This is a genomic window from Rhodovulum kholense, from assembly GCF_003053725.1.
GTDB classification, from domain to species: Bacteria; Pseudomonadota; Alphaproteobacteria; order Rhodobacterales; family Rhodobacteraceae; genus Rhodovulum; species Rhodovulum kholense.
The window spans coordinates 211,492-226,305 of record NZ_QAYC01000007.1; the positions used below are offsets into that span (position 1 = coordinate 211,492).

Below are 14,814 nucleotides of genomic sequence, written 5' to 3' on the forward strand. Positions count from 1 at the left end.
ACAGACCCGCCCCAGCATCTTGCGGTCCGGTTGCGGCTCCGTCGCGAATCCGCTATAGTCCAAGTCCCGTGATGCTGGGGCGTGCGCGCCCCGAATCCAGCAGACCTTCGAGCATTAGTCACGGGAGACTCCAGCTACATGGCACGCTTCATTTTCATCACGGGCGGGGTTGTGTCGTCGTTGGGCAAGGGCCTGGCTTCGGCCGCGCTGGGGGCCCTGCTGCAGGCGCGCGGCTTTACCGTCCGGCTGCGCAAGCTGGACCCTTACCTGAACGTCGACCCCGGCACGATGAGCCCGTTCGAACATGGCGAGGTCTTCGTCACCGATGACGGGGCTGAAACCGACCTCGATCTGGGGCATTACGAACGCTTCACCGGGGTCGCGGCACGGTCTACGGATTCGATCTCGTCGGGGCGGATCTATTCCAACGTGCTGGAGAAAGAACGCCGCGGCGACTATCTGGGCAAGACGATCCAGGTCATTCCGCACGTCACCAACGAAATCAAGGACTTCATCGCCACCGGCGAGGACGAGGTCGATTTCATGCTGTGCGAGATCGGCGGCACGGTCGGCGATATCGAGGGCCTGCCCTTCTTCGAGGCGATCCGCCAGTTCAGCCAGGACAAGCCGCGCGGCCAGTGCATCTTCATGCATCTGACGCTGCTGCCCTACATCAAGGCCAGCGGCGAGCTGAAGACCAAGCCGACCCAGCACTCGGTCAAGGAGCTGCGCTCGATCGGCATTGCGCCCGACGTGCTGGTCTGCCGGTCCGAGGGACCGATCCCGGCCAAGGAACGCGAAAAGCTGGCGCTGTTCTGCAACGTGCGCCCCGACAGCGTGATCGCGGCGCAGGACCTCAAGTCGATCTACGAGGCGCCGCTGGCCTATCACCGCGAGGGGCTGGACCAGGCGGTGCTGGATGCGTTCCAGATCAACCCGGCGCCGAAGCCCGATCTTTCGAAATGGGAAGACGTGTCCGACCGGATCTTCAACGCCGAGGGCGAGGTGCGCGTCGCCATCGTGGGCAAGTATACCCAGCTGGAAGACGCCTACAAATCCATTGCCGAGGCGCTGACTCATGGCGGCATGGCGAACCGCGTCCGGGTCAAGGCCGAATGGATCGATGCCGAGATCTTCGAACGCGAGGACCCGGGTCCCTGGCTGGAAGGCTTCCACGCGATCCTCGTGCCCGGCGGCTTCGGCGAGCGCGGCACCGAGGGCAAGATGAAGGCAGCGGAATTCGCCCGCACCCGTGGCGTGCCCTATCTGGGGATCTGCCTCGGGATGCAGATGGCGGTGATCGAGGCGGCGCGGAACGTCGCCGAGCTGTCCGATGCCGGGTCGGAGGAATTCGACCACGAGGCCGGCAAGAAGCGCTTTACCCCCGTCGTCTACCACCTCAAGGAATGGGTGCAGGGCAATGCGATGGTGAAACGCAAGCTCGGCGACGACAAGGGCGGCACCATGCGGCTGGGCGCCTACACCGCGCATCTGCTGAAGGATTCGAAGGTGGCCGACATCTACGGATCGACCGTGATCGAGGAACGCCACCGCCACCGCTACGAGGTCGACATCAAGTACCGCAAGCAGCTCGAAGCCTGCGGAATGGTGTTTTCCGGCATGTCGCCCGACGGCCGCCTGCCCGAGATCGTCGAGTGGAAGGACCATCCCTGGTTCATCGGCGTGCAGTTCCATCCCGAGCTGAAATCGAAGCCCTTCGCGCCGCATCCGCTGTTCGCCGATTTCGTGCGCGCCGCGGTCGAGGCCTCGCGGCTGGTCTGAGGACCGCGCGCGGGGCCGTCACGCCATGCTGTCCTATCAGCACATCTACCATGCGGGAAATCTGGCCGACGTACACAAGCACGCGTTGCTGTGTGCGATGCTCGACTACCTCACCCGCAAGGACAAGCCGCTGACCTATATCGAGACCCATGCCGGGCGGGGCCTCTACGATCTGGCCGCGGCGGAGGCGGTCCGGACCGGCGAGGCGGCCGCGGGCATCGGCGTGATGGAGCGGCGCTTGCCCGAGGCCCATCCCTATCGGCGGCGGCTGACCGAGGTGCGTGCGCGCTTCGGCGCCAGCGCCTATCCGGGCTCGCCCCTGCTGGCGGCGCTGTCGCTGAGGCCGGGCGATGCGCTCCATCTGGCCGAACTGCACCCGCAGGAGCGCGCCGCACTGGAAGCCGCGATGGCCCCGTTCGGCGCGCATGTGCTGGCCCGGGACGGATTCGAGACGGCGCAGGCGCTGACCCCGCCAACGCCCCGGCGGGGCCTGATGCTGATCGACCCCAGCTATGAGGTGAAGACCGATTACGCTGCGATCCCCCGGCATATGGCGGCGCTCCATCGCAAATGGAACGTGGGCACGCTGGTGCTGTGGTATCCGATCCTGCCCGCGGGCGCCCATGCGCCGATGACGTCGGCCTTGCGCGTAGCCTTTCCCGAGGCGCTTCGCCACGAGGTGCGGTTTCCGCCCGCGCGTGACGGTCACGGGCTGATCGGTTCGGGACTCTTTGTGGTCAACCCGCCCTGGGGGCTCGAGGCCGAGGCGGCGGCCCTCGGCCGGCTGTTTTCGGCGCTCTCGGGCACGGCCAGCTGAGCCGCGCAGCCCGCCGGGGTGCAAAACGCCTTTCCCGGCGCGCGACACAGGCCTATATCCCCCCCCATGTTCGCAGACTTCCTCAACCGCCTGATCGGCCCCGACCCCGACCGGCTCGACGATCCCGACGCCCGGCTGGCTCTGGCAGCCCTGCTGGTGCGAATCGCGCGAACCGATGGCGACTATGCCCGCGAGGAGGCCGAGCGGATCTCGCGCATTCTCGCGGCGCGCTATGCGCTGAGCCCCGACCAGGCGCTGGAGCTGCGCAGCCGCGCCGAAACGCTGGAGGCGCAGGCCCCCGATACCGTCCGCTTTACCCGCGCGATCAAGGACGCGGTGCCCTACGAGCACCGCGAGGGCGTGGTCGAGGCGCTGTGGGAGGTGGTTCTGGCCGATGGCGTGCGCGACGACGAGGAGGACGGCCTGCTGCGTCTGGTGGCAAACCTTCTCGGCGTCAACGACCGCGACAGCGCGCTGGCCCGCCAGCGGGCCGAGGCGAAACACGCCGGCTGAGACCCGACCCCGGGCAGGCCGCGTCCGGCGCGCCGCAACCGCAACCCCTATGCGCGAACGGCTGGGACACATTGCCCAAATCCTGTGCGTTCGCCTGTCGGGGCGCCGTTTCCCCGTTGCAATCAGGTCCGAATTGCGCCCTAATCCGAGCCCGGACAATAACTTGGCAGCGGCTTTCGCGTGACTGAACCTACCCCGCCCGTTCTCGACATTCGCGATCTGCACAAGAGCTATGGGGATCTTGAGGTCCTGAAAGGCGTGTCGATCACCGCGCCGAAAGGGCATGTGGTCTCGCTGATCGGGTCCTCGGGCTCGGGCAAATCGACGCTTCTGCGCTGTGCCAACCTTCTGGAAGACAGCCAGCAGGGCGAGATCCTCTTCGAGGGCGAGCCGGTCAAGTGGCGCGGCACCGGCCCCGCGCGCCATCCCGCCGATCGCCATCAGGTGATCCGTATCCGCACCAACCTGTCGATGGTGTTCCAGCAGTTCAATCTCTGGTCCCACATGACAATCCTGCAGAACGTGATGGAGGCCCCCGTCACCGTGCTGGGCGAGGACCGGCACGAGGTCGAGGTCCGCGCGCGGTCTCTGCTCGACAAGGTCGGCATCGGCGACAAATGCGACGCCTTTCCCGCCCAGCTTTCGGGCGGCCAGCAGCAGCGGGCGGCCATCGCCCGGGCGCTGGCGATGCAGCCCCGCGCGCTGCTGTTCGACGAACCGACCTCGGCGCTCGATCCCGAGTTGCAGCAGGAAGTCGTTCGGGTCATCAAGGTGCTGGCGGAAGAGGGGCGCACGATGGTCCTCGTCACCCATGACATGCGACTGGCCGCAGATGTCTCGGATCACGTCGTCTTCCTCCATCAGGGCCTGATCGAGGAACAGGGCCCGCCCGAGACCGTGTTCGGCGCGCCATCCTCGGCGCGTCTTCAGCAATTCCTGAGTGCAACGGCCGCTTGAACGGCCACATGTAAGACAACATGGGAGACTTCCGATGAAAAAGCTGATCCTTGGCACCGCCGCCCTGGCCCTTTCGGCCGGCATGGCGCTGGCGCAGGACGTGGTGCGTCTGGGCACCGAGGGCGCCTACCCTCCCTACAACTTCATCAACGATGCGGGCGAGGTCGACGGGCTTGAACGCGAGCTGGGCGACGAACTTTGCAAGCGCGCCGAACTGACCTGCACCTGGGTCACCAATGACTGGGATTCGATCATTCCGAACCTCGTCTCGGGCAACTACGACACCATCATCGCCGGCATGAGCATCACGCCCGAGCGCGAGGAAGTCGTCGCCTTCACCCAGCCCTACACGCCCCCCTCGCTGTCCTCCTATGCTGCGCTGAGCGACGAGGTCGATCTTGAAGGCGGCGTGATCTCGGCCCAGACCGGCACGATCCAGGCCAATCATGTGGTCGATACCGGCGCGACCCTGCTGGAATACCCCACGTCCGATGAATGCGTCGCGGCCGTCCGCAATGGCGAGGCCGATGCGGTGCTGGCCGACAAGGACGTCCTGGTGCCGATCGTGAACGAGGGCGACATGGTCTTCGTCGGCGAGGACACCCCGCTTGGCAACGGCATCGGCATGGCGTTCCGCAAGTCCGATCCCGAGCTGAAGGACAAGTTCGACGCCGCGATCCAGTCCATGAAGGATGACGGCACCATGAACGCGCTCATCATCAAGTGGTTGGGCGAAGACTCGCCCCGCTGGTAAGACAGATGCGGGCGGGGCGGCCGGTTCGCCCCGCCCCGCCAGTCCCAAATGTTCGCGTCCTGCGCAGATCCCTCCACCCTCGAAGGTCTGAACTGGCTTGCCTGCTATCTCACCAGCGGCAAGCACATGGCGTTCTACCAGTCCTTCCTGGTCGTGCTCGCCCTGCTGGCGATCACCGCCCCGGCAGCCCTGCTGTTCGGCTTCGGCGGCGCCATGGCCGCGCGCTCGCGGATCTGGCCGCTCCGGATCTTCGGGCGGGCCTACACCGCGATGGTCCGGGGCATTCCCGATATCGTCTTCTTCCTCTTCGTCCCGGTCGCGATGGATCAGGGGTTCGAGTGGCTGCGCCACAAGGTCAAATGCCCCGACTGGACCGAGCCGGTCCGGCAGGGCAGCGATTTCGTGGTCTGCCCGGCGGCCAAGCTGCCGCTGTCGACGAGCCCGCAATGGGTTCATGAAACCTACGGTTTCGCGCTGGCGGTGCTGGCCTTCGCCGTGGTCTTCGGCGCCTTCGCCGCCAATGTGCTTTACGGCGCGATGCGCGCGGTTCCCCGCGCCCAGATCGAGACCGCCGAGGCCTATGGCATGACCCCGCGCCAGTCCTTCTGGCGGGTCCTAGTGCCGCAGATGTGGATCTATGCGCTGCCGGGCCTGTCGAACCTCTGGATGATCCTGATCAAGGCCACGCCGCTGCTGTTCCTGCTGGGCGTGCAGGACATCGTCTACTGGGCCCGCGAGCTGGGCGGCTCGAAGACCTCGATCTTCGCCTATCCGCATCCCGACTGGCGGCTCTACTACTTCCTCGGCCTGCTGATTTTCTACCTGATGCTGACCCGGGTCTCCGAGGCGGTGCTGACCCGGCTGACGGCGCGGCTTTCGCACGGGCAGGCGACGCTGGCGGGCGAAGCCCAGCGAAAGGCCGCGCAATGAGCTGCGTGCAGACATTCCAGGATTACGCCTTCCGCTCGCTCGGCTATGGCGAGCGGCTGCTGCCGCGCTCGGACTTCACCCTGTGCGAGCAATTCACCCTGATCGGCTCGGGGCTGGTCTGGAACATCTATTTCGGGGCGCTTGCGCTGTTCTTCGGCTTCTTCCTCGCGACCGCGGTCGCGGTGGCGCGCAACAGCAGCGCCTGGGTCGTCCGCAAGCCCGCCGAATGGTTCATCTTCGTCTTCCGCGGCTCGCCGCTCTTCATCCAGTTCTTCCTAGCCTATCAGGCCTTCGTGCTGCTGCCCAGAAACGGGATCGAGCTGAACCTGATCTTCACCCACATCACCGCCGAGACGGGCTGGCTGACCCGCGCCTGGGCGGGGGCGCTGGTCGTGCTGTTCCTGAACACCGCCGCCTATTCCGGCGAGATCTTCTACGGCGCGCTCCGCTCGGTACCCAAGGGCGACATCGAGGCCGCCGATGCCTATGGCATGGCGGGCTGGAAAAGGTTCCGGCGGATCGTCTGGCCGACCATGTTGCGGCTGGCCTGGCCCGCCTATACCAACGAGGCGATCTTTCTCTTCCATGCCACGACGCTGGTTTACTTTTCCGGCTTTCCGGCCTGGCAGCAGAAGGGCGACGCGCTTTACTATGCCAACTACTTCGCCGACAAGACCTTCAACCCCTTCATCCCCTATCCGATCGTGGCCTTCTATTTCATCCTCGTGACCCTTGCGATCATCGGCCTCTTCGGGCTGATCAACCGCCGTTTGAACCGCCACATGCCGTCCGAGTCCCGGCCGCGCCTGAGGATCCGCCCGCAGGTCATAAGATGAGCGCCTGGCTTCGCGACAATCCCGAGATCCGGACCATCCGGATGGCCGCCTGCGACCTGAACGGTCAGGCGCGCGGCAAGCGCGTGCCCTCGCGCTTTGCCGGCAAGATCGAGGAGGAAGGCACCCGCTTTCCGCTGTCGGTGCTGAATCTCGACATCTGGGGCGAGGATATCGAGGGCAGCCCGCTCGTCTTCGAGACCGGCGATGCCGATGGCGTGCTGCGCCCCACGGGGCGGGGCTTCGTGCCGATGCCCTGGCTCGACGCGCCGACCGCGCTTCTGCCCTTGTGGATGTTCGATGAACAGGGCCGGCCCTTCGAGGGCTGCCCGCGCCACGCGCTGGCGGTGGTGCTTGACGAATACGAGCGCCGGGGCTGGGCACCGCAGGTGGCGACCGAGCTTGAATTCTACCTGATCGACGACAGCGACGAGGTGCTGCACCCGCCGCGCTCGCCACGCTCGGGCAAGCGCCGCGAGGCGGGCGAGATCCTGTCGCTGCGCACGCTCGACGCCTTCGACGCCTTCTTCACCGATCTCTACGACGCCTGCGAGGCGATGGACATTCCCGCCGATGCGGCGATCTCGGAGGCCGGGACCGGGCAGTTCGAGATCAACATGATGCACGGCCCCGCGATGAAGGCCGCCGACGACGCCTGGCTGTTCAAGCTCCTGGTGCGCGGCATGGCCCGGCGCCACGGCTTTGCCGCCAGCTTCATGGCCAAGCCCTATGCCGACGATGTCGGCAACGGGCTGCATACCCATTTCTCCGTGCTCGACGCGCGCGGCAACAACATCTTCGACGACGCCAGTCCCGAGGGCTCGGGCTTCCTGCGTCAGGCCGTGGCGGGCTGTCTTGCGGCAATGCCCGACATGACGCTGATCCTCGCGCCCCATGCCAACAGCTACGACCGGCTGGTGCCCGGCAACCACGCCCCCACCGGCATCTGCTGGGCGCTTGAGAACCGCACCGCCGCGATCCGCATTCCCGGCGGCAGCCCCCGCGCCCGCCGGATCGAGCACCGCGTCGCGGGCGGCGACATCAACCCCTATCTGATGATCGCGGCGATCCTCGGCGCGGCCCTGCAGGGTGTCGAGGAACAGCTCGAGCCGCCGCCGCCCATCACCGGCAATGCGTATGAACTCGACCTGCCGCAGATCCCGACCTGCTGGCAGGGCGCGATCGACGCCTTCGAACACAGCCCGCGCATGGCCCGGATCTTCCGCCGCGGGCTGATCCGCAACCTGACCATGACCAAGCGGCAGGAAGCGCGCCGCATCGCCGGGCTCGACGAGGACGCGCAGATGGCGCTTTATCTCGACACTGTCTGAGCCCGGTCCGGGCGCGGCGCGGGGGCTTGCCCGCCGCACGCGGCAAGACTAGGTTGAGCGCACATAATCAAGAGACTCCCATGCAGATCGGTATCCTGCAGACAGGCCACGCGCCCGACGCGCTTCGCGCGGCGCATGGCGACTATCCCGACATGTTCGTTCGGCTGCTCGAAGGCCACGGCTTCACCTTCCACACCTGGCCCGTGCTCGACATGCAGTTCCCGCCCTCGATCCACGCCGCCGAAGGCTGGCTGATCACCGGGTCGCGCTTTGGCGCCTATGAAGATCACGCCTTCATCCACCCGCTGGAAGAGTTCATCCGGCAGGCCTATTCGGGTGGCGTGCCGCTGGTCGGCATCTGCTTCGGCCACCAGATCATCGCCCAGGCGCTGGGCGGCCGGGTCGAGAAATTCGCGGGCGGCTGGTCGGTCGGCCCGCGCGATTACCGGATCGAGGGGCAGGACTACCGACTGAACGCCTGGCATCAGGACCAGGTGATCGAGCCGCCGCATGGCGCCGAAACGGTGGGCAGCGCGCCCGGCTGCGCCCATGCCGCGCTGATCTATGGCGAGCATGCCTATACGGTGCAGCCGCACCCGGAATTCGCCCCGGCCTTCGAGAAGGGCCTGATCGAGGAGCGCGGCCCCGGCGTGGTGCCCGACGAGACCCTGGCCGAGGCCCGCGCCCGGCTTGACCTGCCCACCGACTCGGCCGCGATGGCCGCGCGGATCGCCCGTTTCTTCACCGAAAGGCGCTGAGCCATGAAAGACTGGCGCGACCAGCTTCCCGAGGCCGCCCGCGCGTATCTCGAGGGGCGCCGCCTCGACGAGGTCGAGTGCATCGTGGCCGATCTGGCGGGCGTCGCCCGCGGCAAGGCCATGCCCGCGGGCAAGTTCGTGACGCAGACCCGGTTCTATCTGCCCAACTCGATCTTCCAGCAGACCATCACCGGCGACTGGGCCGATATCGAGGGCCGGGCGTTCACCGAGCCCGACATGATCCTGACGCCGGATTTCAGCACCGCCTCGGCCGCGCCTTGGGCCGCCGACTGTTCGCTGCAGGTCATTCACGACGTCTTCGACCAGCAGGGCGAGATGGTGCCGACCGCGCCCCGCAACGTGCTGAAACGGATCGTCAAGCTGTACAACGACCGCGGCTGGATGCCGATCGTTGCGCCCGAGATGGAGTTCTTCCTCGTCGCCCGCAACACCAACCCGTCGGAACCGGTGCAGCCGCCGATGGGCCGCTCGGGCCGACGCGCGGCGGGGCGTCAGGCCTATTCGCTGAGCGCGGTCGACGAATACGGCCCCGTCATCGACGACATCTACGATTTCGCCGAGGCGCAGGGGCTGGAAATCGACGGCATCCTGCAGGAAGGCGGTGCGGGCCAGGTGGAACTGAACCTGCGCCATGGCGATCCGGTGAAGCTGGCCGACGAGATCTTCTATTTCAAGCGGCTGATCCGCGAGGCGGCGATGCGGCACGACTGCTACGCCACCTTCATGGCCAAGCCCATCGAGGACGAGCCCGGCTCGGCCATGCATATCCACCACTCGGTGGTCGATGCGCGGACCGGGCTGAACATCTTCTCGAACGAGGATGGCAGCGAAAGCCCCGCCTTCCTGCATTTCATCGCAGGCATGCAGACCCACATGCCCTCGGTGATCGCGCTGCTCGCGCCCTATGTGAACAGCTACCGCCGCTACGTCCCCGACTTCGCGGCGCCGATCAACCTGCTTTGGGGGCGCGACAACCGCACCACCGGCCTGCGCGTGCCGGTCGCCGAACCCGAGGCGCGGCGGGTCGAAAACCGGCTGGCGGGGATGGATTGCAACCCCTATCTGGGCATCGCGGCCTCGCTCGCCTGCGGCTATCTGGGCCTGACCGAAGAACTTCTGCCCCGGCCCGAATTCACCGGCGACGCCTATTCGGGCGACGAGGACATCCCCCGCAACGTGGCCGAGGCGCTCGATCTCTTCGAGGCGGCCTCACCCATGCGCGAGGTCCTGGGCGAAGAATTCTGCACCGTCTATTCGGCGGTCAAGGAACTGGAATACAAGCAGTTCCTGCAGGTCATCAGCCCCTGGGAACGCGAACATCTGCTGCTGAACGTATGAACCTGCTCTTCGCGAACGACCGACGCGGGGCCTATCCCGCCAGCTGGTATGCCGAAACCACCCCGCCGCTGGCGCCCTTCGCGCCGCTCGATGGCGACCGGCGCGCCGATGTCTGCATCGTCGGCGGCGGCTATACCGGGTTGTCGGCGGCGCTGCATCTGGCCCGGGCCGGGCTCGACACCGTGCTGGTCGAGGCGCACCGGGTGGGCTTTGGCGCCTCGGGGCGGAACGGCGGACAGGTCGGCTCGGGCCAGCGGCTGCATCAGGACGCGCTCGAGGCGATGCTGGGCGACGGGCACGCGGCAAAGCTGTGGCATCTGGCCGAAGCGGCGCGCGGGCTGGTCTCGGACCTGATCCGCGATCACGCCATCGCCTGCGACTACCGCCCCGGCATCGTCTATGCCGACTGGTCCGACCGGGGCACGCGCGAGGCTCATGCCTATGCCGAAAAGCTGCGCCGCGATTACGATTACGACCTGGTCGAGCCGCTGACCCGCGACGAGCTGCACGCCATCGTCGGCGCCCCCGGCTATCGGGGCGGGGTGATCGACTGGGGCGCGGGCCATCTCAACCCGCTGGCCTATGCGCTGGGGCTGGCCCGCGCCGCAGCCGAAGCAGGCGCCGCGATCCACGAGACGACGCTGGTCGAGCGGGTCGATGCGGGCGCGGTCGTGGTGACGGATCGCGGCCGGATCATCGCCGACCGGGTGATCCTCGCGGCCAACGGCTATCTCGGCGGGCTCGACCGCCGGGTCGCGGCTCGGGTCATGCCGATCAACAACTACATGGTCGCGACCGAACCGCTTGGCGCGCGCGCGGCCTCGGTGCTGTCCCGCGACGTGGCGGTCGCCGACAGCAGGTTCGTGGTGAACTACTTCCGGCTGTCGCCCGACGGGCGGCTTCTGTTCGGCGGCGGCGAAAGCTATGGCTACCGCTTCCCCGAGGACATCCGGGCGCTGGTGCGCAAACCGATGCTGCAAGTCTTCCCGCAACTCAAGGATGTCGCGCTGACCCATGCCTGGGGCGGCACACTGGCGATCACGCGCTCGCGGCTGCCCTATCTCGGCACGCCCGCGCCGGGCATCTATTCGGCCTCGGGCTTTTCCGGCCACGGGGTGGCGATGGCCACGCTCGCAGGCCGGGTGCTGGCCGAGGCGGTGCAGGGCGAGACCGAGGCCTTCGAGACCTTCGCCCGCCTCCCCTGCCCGCCCTTCCCCGGCGGCGCGGCGCTGCGCGCGCCGCTTCTGGCGCTGGCGATGGCCTGGTATGCTTTGCGGGACACAGTCGGGCTCTGATTTCCGATCGTCGCCATCCTGTCACATCTCTGAGTCACTTCCGGTCGGATAGGGTCGTCCATCGAGACGACGTCGGATAAGGTGACCGCATGACCCGCTCCCGCACTGTCTACGATGCCGAACCGATCCCGGAAAGCGCCCGCGCCGAGATCGACCGCCTGCTGCGCACCGGGGACCTGTTCCGTTATACCGCTGCCGCCGACGCGCCGGTCACGCTGCTTGAACGCGATTTCGCGGCGCTTCTGGGCGTTCCCTACGCGCTGGCGGTCTCGTCCTGTTCGGCGGCGCTGTTCCTGTCGCTGAAGGCGCTGGACCTGCCGCGCGGAGCGCGGGTGCTGATCCCGGCCTTCACCTTCGCGGCCGTCCCCTCGGCGGTGATCCATGCCGATTGCGTGCCGGTTCTGGCCGAGGTCGGCGCCGATTTCCGGCTCGATCTCGAGGATTTCGAGGCCCGGCTGGACGACGACATCTCTGCCGTCCTGATCAGCCACATGCGCGGCCACACCTCGGACATGGATGCCATCGCCGCCGCCTGCGACGCCCGTGGCATCCCGCTGATCGAGGATGCGGCGCATTCGCTGGGCACGCTCTGGCACGGCCGCAAGATCGGGACGCTGGGCCGGATCGGCTGTTTCTCGTTCCAGTCCTACAAGCTGGTGAATGGCGGCGAGGGCGGGATGCTGGTCACCGAGGACCCCGACCTGCTGGCCCGCGCCGTCATCATGTCGGGCGCCTACGAACATAACTGGAAAAAGCATGACGGGCTGGCCGCAGCCTTTGCCCGCTGGCAGAACCGCCTGCCGCTTTACAACATGCGGATGCAGAACCTCTCGGCTGCGGTGATCCGCCCGCAACTGCCCGAGGTCGCCCGCCGGGTGCGCGAGGGCCGCGCCAATCACGACCACGTCGCCGTGCTGTTGAACCGGTCGCCCTGGCTGTCGGTCCCGCCGCCCCTGCCCCCCGAAACGCGCGCCCCGGATTCGATCCAGTTCAACCTCGTCGGCTTCGAGACCGACGACGAGGCGCGCGCCTTTCAGGATGCCGCTGCCGCGCTTGGGGTGCAGGTGCAGGTCTTCGGGCTCAGCACCGACAATGCGCGGGCGTTCTGGAACTGGGGGTTTCTCGACGATCTACCGGGAGGGCTGCGGCGCGATCTGCCCAAGACCCGGGCGATGCTGATGCGGGCCTGCGACGCACGGCTGCCCGCCCATCTGCCACGGGCCGAACTGGACCGGATCGCGGGGGCGCTGGTCGCCGCCGCCGAGACGGTGAAAACCGCCGAGGCGCGGGCCTATGGCACCTGAGCGCGCTTGACTCGGCCCGGCCCGGCGGCGAAAAGGCACGAGCGGTAAAAAAAGCGCCCGGAATTTCCGGGCGCCAGTCGCGGAACGAGGGACAGTGAAGCAGGACGAAGGCGTTCCGGGCCTCCGCCCTTCCCGTAAGACATGGGACCGCAGCGCGGTCTTTTCCAGCCCGCTCATGGAACTGTGATCCGAAGACTACGGGCCCCGCCTTTGTCAGGCCCGGGAGGCCATCTTAGGGGCGCACCGCCGCCGCATAAAGCGCCACCGCTGCCGCGTTCGAGACATTGAGCGACCCGAACCCGCCCGCCGCGGGGATACGCACCAGCCGGTCGCAGGTGGCTCGGGTCAGTTCGCGCAGGCCCGGCCCTTCGGCCCCCAAAACCAGCCCGACCGGGGCCGCGCCGATCCCGGCAAGCCCCTCGGCCAGCGTGGAGGGCGCCTCGCCGTCCAGCCCGATCAGGCTGTAGCCCAGGTCTTTGAGCTCTTCCATCGCCCGCGCGAGGTTCGGGACCCGCAGATAGGGTTGGCGTTCCAGCGCGCCCGAGGCGGTCTTGGCCAGCGCCCCGGTCTCGGGCGCCGAATGGCGGTGCGGCGCGATCACGGCCCGGGCCCCGAACACCTCGGCCGAGCGCAGGATCGCCCCCACATTATGCGGGTCGGTCACCCGGTCGAGCAGCACCGTCAGCGCGGGCCCCGTCCCCGGGTCGCAGACATCGCCAAGCTTGCCCCAGTCCAGCGGCCGCACCTCGAGCGCCGCCCCCTGATGCACCGACTCGGAGTCGAGCGGCGCGGCAAAGCGGCGCGGATCGCACAGTTCGGGCTCGATCCCGGCGGCCGCGATGGCCGGGGCCAGCCGGTCGGCGGCATTCTTCGTCACCACCAGCCGCAGCTTGTCGCGGCACGGGTTTTCCAGCGCATCGCGGACCGCATGCATCCCGAAAAGCCAGACGGTCTCGGCCGCGGCGGCCCGCCGTCCGCGTTCCTTCTCGATCACCCAGGTGGGTTTCTTGGCCACGTCATCGCCCCCGTTCCGACAGGCGGCGACCATGGCGCCTCGGCGCGGCCGCCGCAAGGGATTTTCCTGTTGACGCGCCCCCGGAGCTTGCGTATCCAGCGCCTCACTCAGGGCGACGTGCTGCAAGGTGCGGCAGCGGACTGTAACTCCGCCGGGGAGACCCACGCCTGGTTCGATTCCAGGGTCGCCCACCATCCCCCCGCTTTTCAAAGGGTTACGCTCTCTCGTGTACGAGAGACTTACCGGCGTGACCCTTACAGTTCTGCCCAAGGGCGTCTTCAAGCGCGGCGCTGTCTACGTTTTGCGATTCACCGTTCCTGTCGAGTTGAGACCGGCGGTCGGCAAGCGGGAAATCATTCGATCCCTCGGCTCCTCCGACCTTGGGGAAGCCCTGAGCCGACGCAGGGAAACCCTTGAGGAAATCAAGGCGTCGCTCTTCGCGAAATACGACGGCCCCCAAGCGGTCAGCACACCGGAGACATCGCAAGACACCACCGTTCGAGCGACCTCCCACCGCTGGCTGGCCCAGAGTGACGGCATCAAGCCTTCGACCAAGGAGCGTTATCGGCGTATCCTCCAACGCTTCGAGACATTCACGGGCAATGCCGAGGTCTCGAAGATCACCCGCCGCGTGGCCCTTGCCCACATGGACGACCTCCGCTCGACACCCTCGGAGCGCACCGGTCAGCCGGGGACACGCCCTCGGCGATGGCGGGGCACGCACGGCAATAAACCCACACCTATGAACGAGCACGACTTCCACCTTCGCTTGCGTCGGCCGTGGTCAGAGTGTGTTCACTCGGAGCAATCCTATTGATTTCCGTTGGTTAGCCGCGAGTGTGCGGGGGCCATGTGCGGGAGTTCTTAGTTTTCCCATACCTTCGAGAGAATACCACCGCCGATCACCTGAGCGCATCCGTCCAGTGCGCTAGTCCTTATGAGATTACGCGACCGACAGCCCCTCAGTCGGCGCTCTAACGGGCCACCAAAAAAAGACTGGCCCCTACACTACTTGAACACCAGCAGCACCTCAGACGGGCGCTGTTGCGCAAATCAGCTGACGACCGCAGTTCCCCTTTCCCCGGACACACTTATCCCATGGCCACGGTGAGCGGGATGCCGAGCGCCGTGAAGCGGTTGAGGACCGCCGCCCGGATCTGGACTTC

Annotated in this window: 14 protein-coding genes and 1 tRNA gene; 14 read left to right on the forward strand and 1 reads right to left on the reverse strand. The window is 67.2% G+C overall.

What is annotated here, in order from left to right; translation table 11 throughout:
* The first annotated feature begins 138 nt into the window (after window positions 1-138).
* The 12 genes from C8N38_RS11400 (at window position 139) to C8N38_RS11455 (ending at window position 12,633) form a co-directional block, all read left to right on the forward strand.
* A complete protein-coding gene (locus tag C8N38_RS11400; protein ID WP_108027300.1) occupies window positions 139-1,782 on the forward strand; it encodes a CTP synthase in 1,644 nt (547 codons plus the stop codon).
* A 25-nt stretch (window positions 1,783-1,807) separates the two neighbouring features.
* Complete coding sequence (locus tag C8N38_RS11405; RefSeq protein WP_108027301.1) at window positions 1,808-2,599, forward strand: 23S rRNA (adenine(2030)-N(6))-methyltransferase RlmJ; 792 nt, start codon at window positions 1,808-1,810, stop codon at window positions 2,597-2,599.
* Between the two features lie 66 nt (window positions 2,600-2,665).
* Window positions 2,666-3,112 carry a tellurite resistance TerB family protein gene (locus tag C8N38_RS11410; protein ID WP_108027302.1) on the forward strand — a complete coding sequence of 149 codons (447 nt, stop codon included), beginning with the start codon at window positions 2,666-2,668 and terminating at the stop codon, window positions 3,110-3,112.
* Window positions 3,113-3,292: 180 nt separating this feature from the next.
* Window positions 3,293-4,069 (forward strand): ABC transporter ATP-binding protein, encoded by a 777-nt coding sequence (locus C8N38_RS11415; protein WP_108027303.1) that lies wholly within the window; start codon window positions 3,293-3,295, stop codon window positions 4,067-4,069.
* 34 nt (window positions 4,070-4,103) lie between these two features.
* Window positions 4,104-4,823 (forward strand): transporter substrate-binding domain-containing protein, encoded by a 720-nt coding sequence (locus C8N38_RS11420; RefSeq protein WP_108027304.1) that lies wholly within the window; start codon window positions 4,104-4,106, stop codon window positions 4,821-4,823.
* 48 nt (window positions 4,824-4,871) lie between these two features.
* Window positions 4,872-5,753: an ABC transporter permease gene (locus tag C8N38_RS11425; RefSeq protein ID WP_108027305.1), complete on the forward strand. Its 882-nt coding sequence runs from the start codon at window positions 4,872-4,874 to the stop codon at window positions 5,751-5,753.
* Window positions 5,750-6,589, forward strand: coding sequence for an ABC transporter permease (locus C8N38_RS11430; RefSeq protein WP_108027306.1), 840 nt, complete (start codon window positions 5,750-5,752; stop codon window positions 6,587-6,589). The genes C8N38_RS11425 and C8N38_RS11430 overlap by 4 nt, the downstream gene beginning before the upstream one ends.
* On the forward strand, window positions 6,586-7,917 hold the full coding sequence (locus C8N38_RS11435) for a glutamine synthetase family protein (protein WP_108027307.1): 1,332 nt from the start codon (window positions 6,586-6,588) through the stop codon (window positions 7,915-7,917). The genes C8N38_RS11430 and C8N38_RS11435 overlap by 4 nt, the downstream gene beginning before the upstream one ends.
* An 80-nt stretch (window positions 7,918-7,997) precedes the next feature.
* Window positions 7,998-8,675 carry a type 1 glutamine amidotransferase gene (locus C8N38_RS11440; protein WP_108027308.1) on the forward strand — a complete coding sequence of 226 codons (678 nt, stop codon included), beginning with the start codon at window positions 7,998-8,000 and terminating at the stop codon, window positions 8,673-8,675.
* 3 nt (window positions 8,676-8,678) lie between these two features.
* Entirely contained in the window at window positions 8,679-10,034 is a 1,356-nt protein-coding gene (locus C8N38_RS11445; protein ID WP_108027309.1) for a glutamine synthetase family protein, read from the forward strand.
* Entirely contained in the window at window positions 10,031-11,329 is a 1,299-nt protein-coding gene (locus C8N38_RS11450) for an NAD(P)/FAD-dependent oxidoreductase (protein ID WP_108027310.1), read from the forward strand. The genes C8N38_RS11445 and C8N38_RS11450 overlap by 4 nt, the downstream gene beginning before the upstream one ends.
* 89 nt (window positions 11,330-11,418) lie before the next feature.
* A complete protein-coding gene (locus C8N38_RS11455) occupies window positions 11,419-12,633 on the forward strand; it encodes a DegT/DnrJ/EryC1/StrS family aminotransferase (RefSeq protein ID WP_108027311.1) in 1,215 nt (404 codons plus the stop codon).
* Between the two features lie 232 nt (window positions 12,634-12,865).
* On the opposite strand, the gene rlmB is transcribed toward C8N38_RS11455, so the two are convergent.
* Window positions 12,866-13,681 carry a 23S rRNA (guanosine(2251)-2'-O)-methyltransferase RlmB gene (rlmB, locus tag C8N38_RS11460; protein WP_108027312.1) on the reverse strand — a complete coding sequence of 272 codons (816 nt, stop codon included), beginning with the start codon at window positions 13,679-13,681 and terminating at the stop codon, window positions 12,866-12,868.
* A 77-nt stretch (window positions 13,682-13,758) separates the two neighbouring features.
* On the opposite strand from rlmB, the gene C8N38_RS11465 reads away from it, so the two are divergent.
* Together C8N38_RS11465 and C8N38_RS11470 are read left to right on the forward strand one after the other, a co-directional pair.
* Window positions 13,759-13,842 (forward strand) — tRNA-Tyr (locus tag C8N38_RS11465).
* A 53-nt stretch (window positions 13,843-13,895) separates the two neighbouring features.
* Window positions 13,896-14,465, forward strand: a complete 570-nt coding sequence (locus C8N38_RS11470) for a DUF6538 domain-containing protein (RefSeq protein WP_146176260.1) — start codon at window positions 13,896-13,898, stop codon at window positions 14,463-14,465.
* Window positions 14,466-14,814: the final 349 nt, after the last annotated feature.